At 72.9% G+C, this 15,234-nt stretch carries 15 protein-coding genes; 5 read left to right on the top strand and 10 right to left on the bottom strand.

Annotated elements, in window-relative coordinates; genetic code table 11:
* Positions 1-83: 83 nt before the first annotated feature.
* Positions 84-704 carry a hypothetical protein gene (locus HN031_RS08675; RefSeq protein WP_172268959.1) on the bottom strand — a complete coding sequence of 207 codons (621 nt, stop codon included), beginning with the start codon at positions 702-704 and terminating at the stop codon, positions 84-86.
* A 179-nt stretch (positions 705-883) separates the two neighbouring features.
* On the opposite strand from HN031_RS08675, the gene HN031_RS22275 reads away from it, so the two are divergent.
* The 3 genes from HN031_RS22275 to HN031_RS08660 are packed head-to-tail and all read left to right on the top strand — an operon-like array spanning position 884 to position 4,027.
* Positions 884-2,941 (top strand): sensor histidine kinase, encoded by a 2,058-nt coding sequence (locus HN031_RS22275; protein ID WP_172268956.1) that lies wholly within the window; start codon positions 884-886, stop codon positions 2,939-2,941.
* Positions 2,938-3,588, top strand: a complete 651-nt coding sequence (locus tag HN031_RS08665) for a response regulator transcription factor (protein WP_172268953.1) — start codon at positions 2,938-2,940, stop codon at positions 3,586-3,588. Before HN031_RS22275 ends, HN031_RS08665 begins: the two co-directional genes overlap by 4 nt.
* A gap of 34 nt (positions 3,589-3,622) precedes the next feature.
* Positions 3,623-4,027 (top strand): low affinity iron permease family protein, encoded by a 405-nt coding sequence (locus HN031_RS08660; protein ID WP_172268950.1) that lies wholly within the window; start codon positions 3,623-3,625, stop codon positions 4,025-4,027.
* A gap of 21 nt (positions 4,028-4,048) precedes the next feature.
* Here HN031_RS08660 and HN031_RS08655 read toward each other — a convergent pair whose 3' ends face one another.
* Positions 4,049-5,083, bottom strand: a complete 1,035-nt coding sequence (locus tag HN031_RS08655) for an LLM class flavin-dependent oxidoreductase (RefSeq protein ID WP_172268947.1) — start codon at positions 5,081-5,083, stop codon at positions 4,049-4,051.
* 108 nt (positions 5,084-5,191) lie between these two features.
* Here HN031_RS08655 and HN031_RS08650 point away from each other — a divergent pair, with 108 nt between their 5' ends.
* On the top strand, positions 5,192-6,586 hold the full coding sequence (locus tag HN031_RS08650; RefSeq protein ID WP_216652090.1) for an MFS transporter: 1,395 nt from the start codon (positions 5,192-5,194) through the stop codon (positions 6,584-6,586).
* Positions 6,587-6,730: 144 nt separating this feature from the next.
* Here HN031_RS08650 and HN031_RS08645 read toward each other — a convergent pair whose 3' ends face one another.
* From HN031_RS08645 to HN031_RS08620, 6 genes are all read right to left on the bottom strand, one after another.
* Positions 6,731-7,777 (bottom strand): aldo/keto reductase, encoded by a 1,047-nt coding sequence (locus tag HN031_RS08645; protein ID WP_172268944.1) that lies wholly within the window; start codon positions 7,775-7,777, stop codon positions 6,731-6,733.
* Positions 7,774-9,132, bottom strand: coding sequence for an LLM class flavin-dependent oxidoreductase (locus HN031_RS08640; RefSeq protein ID WP_172268941.1), 1,359 nt, complete (start codon positions 9,130-9,132; stop codon positions 7,774-7,776). The genes HN031_RS08645 and HN031_RS08640 overlap by 4 nt, the downstream gene beginning before the upstream one ends.
* Positions 9,129-9,911: an ABC transporter ATP-binding protein gene (locus tag HN031_RS08635; protein ID WP_172268938.1), complete on the bottom strand. Its 783-nt coding sequence runs from the start codon at positions 9,909-9,911 to the stop codon at positions 9,129-9,131. The genes HN031_RS08640 and HN031_RS08635 overlap by 4 nt, the downstream gene beginning before the upstream one ends.
* Positions 9,887-10,729, bottom strand: a complete 843-nt coding sequence (locus HN031_RS08630) for an ABC transporter permease (protein ID WP_172268935.1) — start codon at positions 10,727-10,729, stop codon at positions 9,887-9,889. Before HN031_RS08630 ends, HN031_RS08635 begins: the two co-directional genes overlap by 25 nt.
* The gene (locus HN031_RS08625) at positions 10,726-11,778 is read right to left on the bottom strand and encodes an ABC transporter substrate-binding protein (protein WP_172268932.1); all 1,053 of its coding nucleotides are present in this window, start codon (positions 11,776-11,778) and stop codon (positions 10,726-10,728) included. The genes HN031_RS08630 and HN031_RS08625 overlap by 4 nt, the downstream gene beginning before the upstream one ends.
* A gap of 103 nt (positions 11,779-11,881) precedes the next feature.
* Positions 11,882-12,943 (bottom strand): LLM class flavin-dependent oxidoreductase, encoded by a 1,062-nt coding sequence (locus HN031_RS08620; RefSeq protein WP_172268929.1) that lies wholly within the window; start codon positions 12,941-12,943, stop codon positions 11,882-11,884.
* Between the two features lie 156 nt (positions 12,944-13,099).
* On the opposite strand from HN031_RS08620, the gene HN031_RS08615 reads away from it, so the two are divergent.
* Positions 13,100-13,498 carry a VOC family protein gene (locus tag HN031_RS08615; RefSeq protein ID WP_172268926.1) on the top strand — a complete coding sequence of 133 codons (399 nt, stop codon included), beginning with the start codon at positions 13,100-13,102 and terminating at the stop codon, positions 13,496-13,498.
* A gap of 168 nt (positions 13,499-13,666) precedes the next feature.
* Here HN031_RS08615 and HN031_RS08610 read toward each other — a convergent pair whose 3' ends face one another.
* Together HN031_RS08610 and HN031_RS08605 are read right to left on the bottom strand one after the other, a co-directional pair.
* The gene (locus tag HN031_RS08610; RefSeq protein WP_172268923.1) at positions 13,667-14,335 is read right to left on the bottom strand and encodes a 3-oxoacid CoA-transferase subunit B; all 669 of its coding nucleotides are present in this window, start codon (positions 14,333-14,335) and stop codon (positions 13,667-13,669) included.
* A 1-nt stretch (position 14,336) separates the two neighbouring features.
* Positions 14,337-15,170, bottom strand: coding sequence for a CoA transferase subunit A (locus HN031_RS08605; protein WP_172268920.1), 834 nt, complete (start codon positions 15,168-15,170; stop codon positions 14,337-14,339).
* Positions 15,171-15,234 lie beyond the last annotated feature (64 nt).

The raw sequence follows: 15,234 nt of genomic DNA, 5'->3' as shown, positions 1-15,234 counted from the left end.
CGACAGGGTCCCCGGGAACGCCCGGGCACGGCACGGGCCCCGGACCTCCTCGGGGGAGGGGTCCGGGGCCTGTCGTCACTGCCTCAATCTGTCTTGCGCGCCACCAGCACGCCGAGCACGGCGTAGCCGACGACCAGGTGGAGGCAGGCGACCGCGTGACCGACGGTCTCGCCGAAGATGCCGAGCGCCGGGATGGTCACCACGGCCCAGCTCTCGGCGACCATGGGCCAGAAGCGGGTGACGCCCCGCCACCGACCCGCGATGGCGATGCGGATGCCGATGAGGAACATGCCGAGCATCGACAGCGGCCAGAACGCGTCGAGGAGCAGCCACCCGACCTGGTCCATGTCGGTGAACCCCAGGCCGTCGCCGGCGGTGGAGCAGATCGCGAGCAGGACGGCGGCGGCCTCCACGCGCAGCACGGCCCGGGCCAGCCGGCCGACGCCGAGCGCACGGGTCCGCCACAGCGTCCGGAGCAGGAACAACAGGCCGACCTGGAAGAGGCCGGAGGACAGCGAGAACGCCAGCTCGGCACCGCGGGTCTGCGGGTCGAGGCCGACGACGGCCATCGTCGCGGCCCACGCCAGCGCGCCGGTGGTGAGCACCAGGCCGTGGACAGCGTAGGGACGGGTGGGGGTCGCGGTGCCGTTCGCGGCGGCGGCGACGTCCGAGCGGGCGGGGGCGGGTGAGTGCGAGACGGTCACGATCGGGATCCTTCGGTGGCAGGGACGGGGCCGCTGTCTGCGGCACACCCCGACGTTCGCGGACCCGGTGACCCGCCGGTCAGGGAGGAGCGTCCCGACGTCGGTCCCGTCGCCGGGTCCCGTGGACGAGGGACCTCGGTCCCGGGACGACGGGACCCCTCCGCGGTGATACTGCTCGCGTGAGGAAGGTCTTCGAGCCCGTCGCGATCGCCGTGATCTGCCTCGCCGCGGTCGCCGCCTCCCTCTGGCTCGACCTCGCCACCACGGGCGCCGAGCGCGCCGCCGCCTCCACCGAGCAGGCCACCGCCACCGCGGTCCCCGGGCTGCTGCTGGCCGTCGCGGCTGTGGTGGTGCTCGTGCACCGGCCCGGTGACGCCGTCGGCCGCCTTCTCGGCGTGGTCGCCTGCTGGTGGACCCTCGACGGCACGCTCTACGGCTGGGTGCCGTTCAGCCTGGCCCGCGACCTGCCCGGCACCGACCTGGGCTACTGGTTCGTCGCCCGCATGGGCGCGTTCCTGCTGTCCGGCCTGGTCGCGCTGCTCCTGCTCTACCCCACCGGACGGCTGCTGCGCGGCCGCTGGCGGACCGTCGCGATGGTCGTCGCCTGCGCCTCGCTCGCGCTGCCGGTGATGCTGCTGCTCGCCCCGGACCCCGTGGTGTTCTCCGCCGGTGAGCCGGTCGGGTCGACCGAGCTGGTCGACCTGCCGGTCTCCGACGCCACGGCCGCGACCGCCCTGCGGGTCGCCCAGCTGCTGACCTTCGGCTCGGTCATCGGTGCCGTGGCGATGGTGTGGGTGCGGCACCGGCACGCCGACGCCCGTGAGCGTACGCAGCTGAAGTGGCTGCTGTGGGCCGGCATCATGTGCGTGCTGGTGGTGCTGGCCGGCGCCACCTTGTCGGTCGGGGGCACCGTCACCACCGTCCTCCTTGGCCTGGCGGTGGCGGCGCTCGCCGTCTCGGTCTCCGTCGGCCTGCTCCGACCCGGGCTCGGCGACGTCGACGCCCTGGTCGCGTGGACGCTCACCACGGCCGCCGTCGCCGGCGTCGTGGTGGTGGTCGACCTCGCCGTGCTGGCCGCGGGCACCACCCTGCTCGGGGAGCAGCTCGACGAGCGCGACGTCACCCTCGTGGTGCTGGTCCTCGCCGTGGTCGTCTACAGCCCGCTGCGCACGTGGCTGGGCGGGCTCGTGCGCCGCGCGCTGCTGGGGCGTCGCGGCGACCGGTACGGCGCGGTGTCCGCACTCGCCGCCCGGCTGGAGACCACCGGCACGGTGGACGAGCAGCTGCCGGCCCTCGCCGGCGCGTTCGCCGAGACCTTCAAGGTCGGCCACGTGCGCGTGGAGGTGGTGGCGCCCGACGGCGGCGTGCTCTCAGCGTCCCACGGCACCGCACCCGTCGAGGTGCAGGAGATCGACATCGCCTACCAGGGCGAGCGCGTCGGCCGCCTCGTCCTGCCGGCCCAGGGCTTCCGCTCCATGCTGTCCCAGCGGGACCAGGGCCTGCTGGTCGACCTCGTCCGCCAGGCCGCGGTGGCGGTCCGGGCGCGGCTGCTCGCCACCGAGCTGCAGGAGAGCCGCGAACGGCTCGTGCTCGGCCGGGAGGACGACCGGCGGCGCATCCGCCGCGACCTCCACGACGGCCTCGGCCCCGCGCTGGGTGGCGTCGCCCTCCGGCTCCAGGCCGCGGGCAACGCCATCGACGACGACCCCGACCGCGCTCGCGAGCTCGTCGCCCTGGCCCGCACCGAGATCGGCGAGGCGCTGGACGACGTACGCCGGCTCGTGCACGACCTGCGACCGCCCGCCCTGGACGACCTGGGCCTCGAGGCCGCCGTGCGCCAGCAGGCCGACCGGGTCCGCCCGGAGGTCGACGTGGAGGTCGAGGCCGAGGGGACGACGGGGCTGCCGGCCGCCGTCGAGGTCGCGGCCTACCGCATCGTCGCGGAGTCGCTCACCAACGTGGTCCGCCACGCGGGGGCCAGCCGGGCCCGGGTACGCCTGCTGGCCGGTACGTCGGCGCTGGAGGTCGAGGTCGCCGACGACGGCCGCGGCATCGGCCCGGACGTCACCGCCGGGGTCGGCCTGCTGTCGCTGCGCGAGCGCGCCGAGGAGCTCGGCGGGCGCTGCGAGGTGGTCTGCCCCGCGTCCGGCGGCACCACGGTGCGCGCGGTGCTGCCCTACGGCGCGGCGAGGGACGAGACTGGGCGCGTACCTGTGCCAGGGAGGACCATCCCGTGACCGATCCCATCCGGCTGCTCGTCGTCGACGACCACCCCGTCTTCCGCGACGGGCTCGCGTCCCTGCTGGCCCCGCTGCCCGGGATGGAGGTCGTCGCCCGTGCCGCCGACGGCGCCGAGGCCGTCAGGCTGGTCGAGGAACACCGTCCCGACGTGGTGATCATGGACGTGCAGATGCCGGTGATGAACGGCATCGACGCCACCCGCGCGGCCGTCGCGGCCCACCCCGGCGTGGGCGTGCTGGTGCTCACGATGGGCGAGGACGACGGCACCGTGCTCTCCGCGCTGCGCGCGGGAGCGCGGGGCTACCTCCGCAAGGGGGCCGACCAGGACGAGATCGTGCGCGCCGTGTCGACGGTCCACGGGGGCGGGGTCGTGTTCGGCGCCTCGCTGGCCGCCCGGATCGCCGAGGTGCTCGCGCCGACGGCCCGCCCGGAGCGTCCGTTCCCCGAGCTCACCGAGCGGGAGACCGAGGTGCTCGACCTGATCGCCGCCGGGCGCAACAACGCCCAGATCGCCCAGCAGCTCTTCCTGTCCCCCAAGACCATCCGCAACAACATCACCAGCATCCTCGCCAAGCTGCAGGCGACCGGCCGCGCGGACGTCATCATCCGGGCCCGCGACGCAGGACTGGGCCGCCAGGGGTGACGACGCCGGGCGCCGGTGGCACTAGGTTCCGGGCATGGAGCAGCGGACTGATGCGGCCGAGAGCCGCGAGAAGAGCGACGGGCTCGACCCCTTCGAGAGGTTCGTGGAGATCTCGACCAAGCTGATCAGCCGGGCGCCGTTCTTCGCGGTGTGCGTGGCGGTCGTGGTGATCTGGGCCTTCAGCTATCCGCTGTGGACGTCGACCACCAAGTGGGAGCTGGCGATCCACACCTTCGGTGCGGTGCTCTCGCTCCTCCTGCTGGTGCTGCTCGAGAACGCCGGCCGGCGCAACACCGAGGCCATGCAGGAGAAGCTCAACGTGCTGGCCGAGGCGCTCGCCGCGCTGATGGAGTCACGCGCCGCCGACGACCCCGGGCTCGACGAGGCGGTGACCAACCTGCGCGAGGCCGTCGGCCTGGAGGAGCGCCACTCGCTGTGACGTCCAGGGGCGCGGTCCGGCTCAGCCGGCCAGCAGCCGCAGGGTGATCTCCCGGTTGGGTGACGTCGTCGGGTCCGTGCCATCGTGGGCGCCGGCCACGGGGTGCACCATCACCTCGTCGACGCCGTACTCCTGCGCCAGCTCCTCGATCCGGGCCCGCGCCTGCTCGGCCGAGCCGACGATCCAGCGCCCCGACATGGCGTGCCCGACGGAGCGCTGGTCCGGGGTCATCTCGACCACCTCCGCCTCCTCGACGAGCCGCTGCGGGTGGAGCGGGGCGCCGGTGCGGAGCGCGATCATCTGCTGCACGTTGGGCAGCGCCTGGCGGCGCGCCTCCTCCTCGGTCTCGGCGACGACGGCGTTGACGGTGAGGAAGGTGCGGGGCTCCGGGTGCTCCGGGGAGGGCCGGTACGACGACCGGTAGAGGTCGAGCGCGACGCCGGTCCCCTCGCCGGAGAAGTGGTGCGCGAAGACGTACGGCAGGCCCTTCTCCGCCGCGAGGCGGGCGGAGTAGTCCGAGGACCCCAGCAGCCACATCTCGGCGACCGACGTGGCCGCCGGCGTCGCGCGCAGCGGCTGGCGGCGCGGCCCGATCTGGAGCTCCACGCCGTCGGTCGACATCAGCGTGCGGATGTCCTCGACGTACTCCGGGAACTTGCTCACGGCCTCGTCGGCCGACTCGGCGCTGCCGCCGCGCAGGACGTACCTGGTGAGCGGGTCGGTCCCGGGCGCGCGGCCGATGCCGAGGTCGATGCGGCCGGGGAAGGCGGCCTCGAGGAGGGCGAACTGCTCGGCGACCACGAGCGGCGCGTGGTTGGGCAGCATCACGCCGCCGGAGCCGACCCGGATCCGCGACGTCGCCGAGGCGAGCATGGCGATCACGACGGGCGGGTTGGTCGCGGCGACGGCCGGCATGTTGTGGTGCTCGGCGACCCAGTAGCGGCGATAGCCGAGCTCGTCGGCCACCTGCGCCAGGCTGCGGGAGGCGGCCACGGCGTCGCCGGTGGTCTGGTCGCTGCGGACGGGCACGAGGTCGAGGACGGAGAGTGCAGTCACTGCCGACCCAGCGTCGCGGGCGCCGCTCTTATTCCGCGGCAGCGGCCCGGCGGACGTCACAGCCGGTCCGATTGCCCTCACGTGCACGCGAGGTCCTAGCGTCGTCCCGTGAGCACCGAGACGACCGCCGGCACCGACCGGTCCAGCGAGCGGCTGCTCGCGCCGGCCTACGCCGCCACGACCATCGGCCTGTTCTCCCTCATCGCCTTCGCGGCCTTCGAGTCGATGGCGGTCACCACGATCATGCCGACGGTCGCCCGGGCCCTCGACGGCTTCGACTACTACGCGCTGTCCTTCGCCGCCCCCTTCGCGAGCGGCGTCGTCGGCATGGTCGCCGCGGGGATGTGGGCCGACCGACGCGGACCGCTCCGGCCGCTGCTCGTCTCCCTGGTCACCTTCTCGCTCGGGCTCCTGGTGTGCGGCACGGCGCCGGCGATGGAGGTCTTCGTGCTGGGCCGGATCGTGCAGGGCCTCGGCAGCGGCGCGATGGTCGTGGTCGCGTACGTCCTGGTCGGCCTGGTCTACCCGGCGCGCCTGCAGCCGGCGGTCTTCGCCTCCTTCGCGGCCGCCTGGGTGCTGCCGGCGCTGTTCGGGCCGGGCGTCGCGGCGTTCGTGGCGCACGCGGTCGGGTGGCGGTGGGTCTTCCTCGGCATCGTCGTGCTGGTCGCCGTCGCGGCGGCCCTGGTCACCGGCACGGCCCGGCGGCAGCCGGTGCCCGAGGACCCGGCCAAGGCTCCGCTCGCCCGGCTGGGCTGGGCGGTGCTCGCGGCCGTCGCCGTGCTGGCGCTCGAGCTCGTCGGCTCGGGGACGGGGCTGGTGCTCGTCGCCGCGGCGGGCGCCTTCGTGCTCGTCGTCGTCGGGCTCCGCCCGCTGCTGCCGCCCGGCACGCTGAGGGGCGGGCGCGGGCTGCCGTCGGTCATCGCCACCCGCGGCCTGCTCGCCGCGTCGTTCTTCTGCGCCGAGGCCTACATCGTCTACGTGCTTCAGGAGCGCTGGGACCTCACGCCCGGCCAGGCCGGCATCGCGCTCACCTGTGTCGGCGTCGTCTGGGCGACCTCGAGCCAGGTGTCGTCCCGCCTCGGCGAGCGCGTCTCGCACGGCGCCGCCCTGCGGTTCGGGACGAGCGTCGTGCTGGTCGGCGTGGGTGCCATCGCGCTGCTGGTCTGGCTGCGAGCCGGAGGTACGGCGGTGCCGGCGGCCGCGCCCGTCGCGGCGTACGTCCTCGCGAGCGTCGGCATGGGCTTCGCCTACCCCCGCACCGGCGTCGCGATGCTCGCCGACACGACCGACGAGGACCGCGGCTTCAACTCCTCGGCCCTCACGGTGGCCGACTCGCTCGGGGCCGCCCTGGCGCTGTCGGTCAGCGGCATCGCGTACGCGACCGCCGAGCGCGCGGGCCAGGACCCGTTCCCGGTGGTCTACGCCCTCGCGGTCGCGATCGGCGTCCTCGGGGTCCTCGCGGCGATCCGGGCGGCCCAGCCGGCCGGCTCGTCGACCGCCTGACCCGCGCGGGGCTTTGCACCCGGGTTTCGTGCTTCGAGGTCGAGATCTCCACCTGTAGGCAGGGGAGTCACCGGATATCCGGTGACTCCAGGACGGAAGCGCCACCCCGGCGACACCACCCCGGTGACTCCCCTGCCTCCCCCCTCAACGGCGCCGGAGCGCCGCCTCCACGAGGGCCGGCGGTGCGTAACCCCGGTCCGCCTCGTTGAGCGTGGTCCCCGGCGGGACGATCTCGTCGATCCGGTCGAGCACGTCGGCCGGCAGGACCACCTTCTCGACGCCGAGCTGCGACTCGAGCTGGTCGAGGGTGCGGGGCCCGATGATCGCCGACGACACCGCCGGGTGCGCGAGCACGAACCCGAGGGCGAGGTGGATCATCGACAGGCCGGCCTCGTCGGCGAGCTCCTGCAGCTGGTGGACCGCCTCGAGCTTGACCCGGTTCTCCGGGCTGCTGGGGTCGTGGCGCGCCGGCTGGCGCTCGAGCCGGCTCGAGGTGAGCTGCGGCTCCTCGCCGCGCCGGTAGCGGCCCGAGAGCCAGCCGCCCGCGAGCGGGCTCCACGGCAGCACGCCGAGACCGTACTTCTGCGCCGTCGGGAGGATGTCGCGCTCGACCTCGCGGGCGAGGATCGAGTACGGCGGCTGCTCGGTGACGGGACGCTCGCGCTGGCGCTTCTCGGCCACCCACTGGGCCTCGACGACCTGGGACGGCAGGAACGTGGAGGTGCCGATGTAGCGCACCTTGCCCTGCCGGACGAGGTCGGTCAGCGCGCCCAGCGTCTCGTCGATGTCGACCTCCGGCCGCGGCCGGTGCACCTGGTAGAGGTCGATGTGGTCGGTCTGCAGCCGGCGCAGCGAGTCCTCGACCTCGCGGACGATCCAGCGGCGCGAGTTGCCGGCCCGGTTGGGGTCCTCGTCGTGCATGCTGCCGTGGAACTTCGTCGCCAGGACCACCTCGTCGCGGCTGCCCCTGCGGGCCTGCAGCGCCTTGCCGACGATCTCCTCGGACTCGCCGCGGGCATAGACGTCGGCGGTGTCGATGACGTTGATGCCCGCGTCCAGCGCGCGGTGGATGATCGCGATGGACTCGTCGTGGTCGGGATTCCCCCACGCGCCGAACATCATCGCGCCGAGGGTCAGCGGGCTGACCTGGACGCCGGTGCGGCCCAGCGGACGGTAGTGCTCGAACGTCATGCGGTCTCCTGGTGGACTGTGGCGGGCTGGGGTGCGTACTGGCTGGCGGGCCGCTCGAGGCCGAGGTGGTCGCGCAGCGTGCTTCCTGTGTACTCCGTGCGGAACAGGCCGCGGCGGCGCAGGATCGGCACCACCTCCTCGATGAAGACGTCGATGCCCCCCGGCAGCCACGGCGGCATGACGTTGAAGCCGTCGGCCGCACCCTGCTCGGCCCACTCCTGGATGGTGTCGGCGACCTGGTCGGGCGTGCCGGTGACGACGCGGTGCCCGCGCGCGCCGGCGAGCCGGTGGCAGAGCTGGCGCAGGGTCGGCTGCTCGCGGTCGACGATGTCGAGCACGAGCTGGAAGCGGCTGCCCTCGCTGCGCTCGACGTCCGCGTCGATGACCTCGCGCGGGAACGGCCCGTCGAGGTCGTACGACGACAGGTCGACGCCGGTGAGCCGGTGCAGCTGGGCCAGCGAGTACTCCGGCTGCGTGAGGTCGTTGAACTGCTCGTGCAGCTCCTCGGCCTCCCGCGCGGTCGAGGCGATGAACGGGCTGATGCCCGGCAACACCTTGAGGCCGTGCGGGTCACGGCCCTGTGCCCGGGCGCGGGACTTGATGTCGGCGTAGAACTCCTGCGCCGACCCGAGCGTCTGGTGCGCGGTGAAGATGGCCTCCGCCCAGCGGGCGGCGAAGGACCGGCCGTCCTCCGACGACCCGGCCTGCACGTAGACCGGCCGGCCCTGGGGCGAGCGCGGTGCGTTGAGCGGACCCTTGACCCGGAAGAACCGGCCGACGTGGTCGACGGTGTGGATCTTGTCGGTGTCGGCGAAGAGCCCGCTCTCCCGGTCGGCGACGACCGCGTCGTCCTCCCAGCTGTCCCACAGCTTGGTGATGACCTCGACGTACTCCTCGGCGCGGGCGTAGCGGTCGCGGTGCAGCGGGTGGGCGTCCAGACCGAAGTTGAGCGCCGCGTTGGCCGCGCCCGTCGTCACGATGTTCCAGCCAGCGCGGCCCTTGCTCAGGTGGTCAAGCGCGGCGAACTGGCGCGCGAGGTTGTAGGGCTCGGTGTACGTCGTCGACGCCGTGCCGATCACGCCGATCCGCTCGGTCGCCGCCACGATCGCCGTCATCACGGTGATCGGCTCCAGGCGGAAGCGGGCGGCGTACTTGATGTTCTCCGCCAGCGAGGGGCCGTCGGCGAAGAAGACGGCGTCGAACTTGGCGGCCTCCGCCTTCTGCGCGAGCTCCTGGTAGTAGTCGATGTCCAGGATCCGCTCGGTCTGGCTGCCCGGGTGGCGCCAGGCCGCTTCGTGGTGGCCGTCGGGGTAGATGAACAGGTTGAGGGCGAGCTGCTTGCCGGAGCCGGTCACGAGGCCGCCCTCTCGCCGAGGTCGGCGCGCACCGGCCGGCCGGGCGCGTCGTGGTCGTCCTCGACCCCGAGCTCGGACAGCAGCTGGGCCCGGAGCCGGGCGAAGGCGGGGTCGGCCTGCGATCGGCGGCCGTCGAGGTCGATCCGGGCGTCGTGGCGCACCACGCCGTCGTCGAGCACGATCACCCGGTCGGCCAGCACGATCGCCTCGTCGACGTCGTGGGTGACCAGCAGCACGGCCGGCTGGTGCACCTCGCAGAGCTTGCGGAGCAGGGTGTGCATCCGGATGCGGGTGAGCGCGTCGAGGGCGCCGAACGGCTCGTCGGCCAGCAGCAGCTGCGGCTCGCGGACCAGCGAGCGGGCCAGCGAGGCACGCTGCTGCTCGCCGCCGGACAGCTCGTGCGGCCAGGCCGTCTCGCGGCCGGCGAGGCCCACCTCGGCGAGCGCGACGGAGCCGCGCTCGGCGGCGTCGGGGACCCGGAGGCCGAGGGTGACGTTGTCGACCAGGCGCTTCCACGGCAGCAGCCGGGAGTCCTGGAAGACGACCGAGACCTTCTCCGGCACCTCGATCCGGCCGGTGCCGGCGACGCCCCGGTCGAGCCCCGCCAGCGAGCGGAGGAGCGTGCTCTTGCCGGAGCCGCTGCGCCCGAGGAGGGCCACGAACTCCCCGGGGGCGATGTCGAGGTCGAGGCCGTTGAGCACGCCCCCGGCCTCGTTGAAGCTGCGGTGCAGGTTGCGGACCCGGACGGCCGGGGTCAGCTCGCGAGCGTGCGACGCCATGACAGTGCCTTCCTTTCGATGAGGCGGACCGCGCTGTCGGCGGTGACGCCGAGGAGCGCGTAGACGACGAGGCCGACGACGATGATGTCGGTCTGCCCGTAGTTGGACGCGAGCGTGATCATGTGGCCGATCCCGCTGGTGGCGTTGATGACCTCGACCACGACCAGGGCCAGCAGCGACGAGGTCACCGCGAACCGCAGGCCGAGGAGGAAGCCGGGCATCGCACCGGGCAGGACCACGTGGCGGATGAACTCCGCGCGGCTCACGTCCAGGGTCTCGGCGAGCTCGGCGTACCTGCCCTCGATCGAGCGCAGGCCGTTGTGGGTGTGGATGTAGATCGGCACGAAGACCGCGAGGGCGATCGTGATCACCTTCATCGGCTCCCCGATGCCCAGCCACAGGATGAGCAACGGGATCAGCGCCAGCGTCGGGATCGAGCGCTTGACCTGGATGGGACCGTCGATGAGGACCTCACCGAAGCGGGAGAGCCCGGAGATGAGGGCCAGCACCGCGCCGACGAGGACGCCGAGGCCGAGGCCGAGCGCGGCCCGGATGCCCGACGTCACCAGGCTCTCCTGGAGGCGGCCGTTCTCGATGAGCGTGACGGCGGTGCCCACGACGGTCCACGGCTCGGTCAGGGTGCGCGGGTCGAGCAGCCCGGTGGCCGACCCGACCACCCACACCAGGAGCAGCAGGGCGATGCCGATGAGGCCGCCGAAGCGGATGGAAGCGCCCGGGCTGAGCCGGCGCCGCACCGGTCGTACGTCCTCCGTGCCGGCCGCGACGACCGGGCGGGACGGGGCGGTCAGGGTCGTCATGACCCCTCCACCGCGGCCTTGATGGCCTTCTCGAACCGGCGGTCGTAGAGCGTCTCCACGTCCAGCGGCTCCTGGTCCTGCGCCTCCACGAGGGTATCGACGGTCTCCTGGTGGCGGGCGATGAACTCGTCCCAGTCGGTCGGCACGGTGAACTCACCGAGCGCGTCGACGACGTACTGCGCGTCCTCGGGCGAGAGGCCCTCGTGGTCGACGTAGTAGGCCTCGGCGAACTCGTCCGGGTGGTCGGAGATCCACTGCTGGGCCTGCGCCCAGAGGCCGACGTACTCCTTGATGGCGGCGGCCTTGTCGGCGTCCTCGAGGACGGTCGTCGGCGCGTAGAGGGTCCAGGCGTCGTCGCGGACCCCGGGGGCGATGGTGCTGGCGCCGTCGCGCTCGTACTTCGCGAGGTAGGTCTTGACCAGCGTCTGGCCGAGCGGCGCGACGTCGACCTGCTTGCCGGCGAGGGCGACGGAGAAGGCGTCGTCGACGCTCTGCATCTCGACGAACTCGACGTCGTCCTGGGTCAGCCCGGCCTCGCGCAGGACGTTGAGCACGAGCGCGCCCTGCGCCTGGCCGGGGCTGTAGGCGATCTTCTTGCCCGCGAGGTCCTCGATCGAGGTCACGTCGACACCGGGCGCGACGCCCAGCTCGTACGTCGGGTGCTCGGCGGGGTCGACGGTCTCGCGGGCGGCGACGATGCGGACGTCGGTGCCGGTCCAGTGGGCGAAGAGCGGCGGGATGTCGGCGACGGAGCCGATGTCGATCGCGTCGGCGCGGAAGGCCTCGAGCGTCTTGGGGCCACCGGTGATGTTGGCCCACTCGACGTCGACGTCGAGCTCGTCGATGAGGCCGGACGTCTCGAGGGCCACCTGCGTGGCGGGGTCGCCGACCCGGAGGACGGTGTCCTCCGCGGGGGCGTCGGGCAGCGCGGCGCTGAGCTCGAGCTTGGGTCCGGCCTCTGCTCCACCGCAGGCGGACAGGGTCATCAGGCCGACGGTGGTCAGCACGGCGGCACGGATCAGGGGGCGGCTGGGCCCTCGGCGTGGCATCAGGGGGTTCTCCTTCTCGGGGTGAGGACTCAAAAGTACAGTAACTAACTCGACTAACCGCACTATTGGGTGCGACGAGTTGCCTGTCACCGGTGCGCGGGTGTCAGGCGGAGCGCAGCAGCGGCAGCAGCGAGTCGCCGACCCGGGCGATCTCCTGCTCGTACGGGGTGTCGCTGAGGACGAAGTGGGTGACGCCCAGGTCGGCGTAGCGCCGCAGCGCCTTGGCGACGTCGTCCGGCGAGCCGACCAGCCAGGTCGTCCCCGCACCGCCGCCGCCGACCCGTCCCGGAGCGGTGTAGAGGCAGTCGTCGAGGACGTCGCCCTGCCGGGCGAGGTCCAGCAGGCGCTGCTGGCCGACGGCCACCCGGCGCCCGGGGTCGGCGGTCCACTCGTGCTGGCCCTCGGCCATCGCGGCGACCCTGGCCTCCGCGTCCGCCCAGGCCTCCTCGGTCGTGTCACGCACGAGCGTGGTGATCCGCAGTCCGTACTCCAGCGGCGGCAGGTCGCGGTCGAGCTCGGCGCTCAGCGCGCGCAGGTGGTCGATGCGGGCGGCGACGCCGTCGAGCGGCTCGCCCCAGAAGAGCTGGACGTCCGCCTCGGCCGCCGCGGTCCGCTGGGCGGCCTCCGAGGCGCCGCCGAAGTAGAGCTGGGGGTGCGGGCGACCGGGCCGGGCGACCGGCTTGTGCTCGAGCGTCGCGCCGGTCGCGCGGTAGTACGCACCGTCGACCGTGACGTCGTCCTCGGTCCACAGCCGGCGTACGAGCCGCATGAACTCCCGCGTGCGGGCGTAGCGCTGGGCCTGGTCGCCCTCGTCGTCGCCGTACTGCGGCTGGTGGTCGGGCCCGGAGACGACGTTGACCTTGACCCGGCCGCCGCTGAGCTGGTCGAGGGTGGCCGCCGACGACGCGAAGTGGGCCGGCTCCCAGTAGCCGGGGCGGATCGCGATCAGGGGGTTGAACGTCGTCGTGCCGGCCGCGAGCGCCGTGGCGATGGTGAAGGTGTCGGGACGCTTCCAGCCGGTCCCGATGAGCGCGCCTCCCCACCCGTGGTCCTCGACGGCCCGCGCGAGGGCGGTGAGACGCTGCAGGCTGTTGTGGCCCTCGACCGCCGGGTCCAGCCGGTGACCCGGCGCCACCTGGTTGGGGATGTACCAGAGGAACTCCATGGAGCGCGACCTTTCTTGCTTTTGTCTAGTGGGTTACTAGAGATAGCACACCGTCAGCGGCGCTCGCGTCGGCGCGCCGGGGACCGAGACGATCCGGGCCGAAGACGGGACCGAATGCGGACGACGGCTGACCTGATGGCGCCCTAGCCTCGATCCATGGACATGAAGCTGGAGCTGGTGATGGTGCCCGTGACGGACGTCGACCGGGCCAAGGAGTTCTACGAGAAGGTCGGCTTCAGCGCCGACCACGACCAGGTGGTCAGCGACGACGTGCGGTTCGTGCAGATGACGCCGACCGGGTCGGCCTGCTCGATCGCCTTCGGCAAGGGGCTGACGCGGCTCGCGCCCGGGTCGCTGGACAACCTCCAGATGGTTGTCGCCGACGCCGACGCCGTACGCGCCGAGCTGGTGGAGCGCGGCATCGAGGTGAGCGAGGTCGATGAGCTCCAGTGGGGCCGCTTCGTCTTCTTCACCGACCCCGACGGCAACGGCTGGTCGCTCCAGCAGCTGCCCGACTGGTCGGCGGGCGCGGGGGGCGACGGCTACCAGGCGTAGGCGGCGGGGGGCCGGGATCGATCCCCGGGCGCGGGCTTCGCACCCGAGTTCCGTGCTTCGTGGTCGAGATCTCTACCTGTAACCCCGGCGGTCACCGGATATCCGGGGACCGCCGGGCCAGCACCGCCGGGCCAGGACGCGCCCCGCCGGGCCATGCAGGACGACCCCTCACCCCAGCTCGGGCTGCGTCTTCTCCCGCACCTCGTCCTCGGTGACGCCCGGCGCGAGCTCGACGAGCCTGAGCACCCGGTCGCCGGAGGTGCCCGACGGCGCGACCTCGCCGGTCGCCGGGTCGATCACGTCGATGACGGCAAGGTCGGTGATGATCCGCTGCACCACCCGCTTGCCGGTGTAGGGCAGGTCGCACTCGTCGAGGATCTTCAGCGAGCCGTCCTTGGCGGTGTGCTCCATCAGCACGATGACCCGCTTGGCGCCGTGGACCAGGTCCATCGCACCGCCCATGCCCTTGACCATCTTGCCGGGGATCATCCAGTTGGCGATGTCGCCGGCGGCGGAGACCTGCATCGCGCCCAGGATCGCGGCGTCGATCTTGCCGCCGCGGATCATCCCGAACGACTGCGCGGAGTCGAAGAACGACGCGCCCTTGCGCAGCGTCACCGTCTCCTTGCCCGCGTTGATCAGGTCGGGGTCCTCCTCGCCCTCGAAGGGGTACGCCCCCACGCCGAGGATGCCGTTCTCCGACTGCAGCACCAGCTCGACGTCGTCGGGGACGTAGTTGGGCACCAGTGTCGGCAGCCCGATCCCGAGGTTGACGTAGGACCCGTCCTGCAGCTCCGAGGCCGCCCGCGCGGCCATCTCCTCACGTGTCCAGCCCATGTCAGCCTCCCAGTCCGAAGCTCGCCGCGTCGTCCGAACCCTGCACGGGGTCGCCGCCCTGCTGGGGCCGCGGACGCGTGGTGACCTTCTCGATGCGCTTGTCCGCCACCTGCTCCGGGGTCAGCGCGACCACGCGCTGCACGTAGACACCCGGGGTGTGGACGTCGTCGGGGTCGAGCTCGCCCGGCTCGACGAGCTCCTCGACCTCGGCGATCGTCACCCGGCCGCACATCGCGGCGAGCGGGTTGAAGTTGCGCGAGGAGCGCCGGTAGACGAGGTTGCCGTGGCGGTCGCCCTTCCAGGCCCGCACCAGCCCGAAGTCGGCCACGATGGCCTCCTCGAGGACGTACTCCTTCTCCCCCTCGGCGGTCGAGAAGGTCTTGGTCTCCTTCGGCGGCGAGGCCACGACCACGTTGCCGTCAGTGTCGTACTTCCACGGCAGACCGCCCTCGGCGACCTGCGTGCCGACACCGGTCGCGGTGTAGAAGCCGGGGATCCCGGACCCTCCCGCGCGCATCCGCTCGGCGAGCGTGCCCTGGGGCGTCAGCTCCACCTCGAGCTCACCGGAGAGGTACTGCCGGGCGAACTCCTTGTTCTCCCCCACGTAGGAGGAGATCATCCGCCGGATCCGCTTCGCGAACAGGAGCCGACCCAGGCCCCACTCGTCCACGCCGCAGTTGTTGGAGACCGCCTCGAGGTCGGTCGTGCCCGCCTCGAGGATCGCGTCGATGAGCACCGACGGGATGCCGCTCAGCCCGAAACCGCCGACCGCGAGGCGCGCGCCGTCCGGGATGTCGGCCACCGCTTCGGCTGCCGAGGAGACCACTTTGTCCATGCCCGGCACCCTAGCGGCCGTGTGAGGACCGCCACGTCGGGGTACTGGAGGAAACCTCTGCCTG

The organism is Nocardioides sp. zg-1308 (assembly GCF_013155375.1).
In the GTDB taxonomy this organism is placed as follows: Bacteria; Actinomycetota; Actinomycetes; order Propionibacteriales; family Nocardioidaceae; genus Nocardioides; species Nocardioides renjunii.
This window is presented reverse-complemented; position numbering and strand designations above follow the sequence as displayed.

Bases quoted from the DNA above. Each gene is read 5' to 3' on its own strand.
- HN031_RS08660 (WP_172268950.1), top strand. From the start codon at position 3,623: ATGGAGCAGCGGACTGATGCGGCCGAGAGCCGCGAGAAGAGCGACGGG.
- HN031_RS08645 (WP_172268944.1), bottom strand. From the start codon at position 7,777: ATGACGTTCGAGCACTACCGTCCGCTGGGCCGCACCGGCGTCCAGGTC.
- HN031_RS08635 (WP_172268938.1), bottom strand. From the start codon at position 9,911: ATGGCGTCGCACGCTCGCGAGCTGACCCCGGCCGTCCGGGTCCGCAAC.
- HN031_RS08630 (WP_172268935.1), bottom strand. From the start codon at position 10,729: ATGACGACCCTGACCGCCCCGTCCCGCCCGGTCGTCGCGGCCGGCACG.
- HN031_RS08625 (WP_172268932.1), bottom strand. From the start codon at position 11,778: ATGCCACGCCGAGGGCCCAGCCGCCCCCTGATCCGTGCCGCCGTGCTG.
- HN031_RS08620 (WP_172268929.1), bottom strand. From the start codon at position 12,943: ATGGAGTTCCTCTGGTACATCCCCAACCAGGTGGCGCCGGGTCACCGG.
- HN031_RS08615 (WP_172268926.1), top strand. From the start codon at position 13,100: ATGGACATGAAGCTGGAGCTGGTGATGGTGCCCGTGACGGACGTCGAC.
- HN031_RS08610 (WP_172268923.1), bottom strand. From the start codon at position 14,335: ATGGGCTGGACACGTGAGGAGATGGCCGCGCGGGCGGCCTCGGAGCTG.
- HN031_RS08605 (WP_172268920.1), bottom strand. From the start codon at position 15,170: ATGGACAAAGTGGTCTCCTCGGCAGCCGAAGCGGTGGCCGACATCCCG.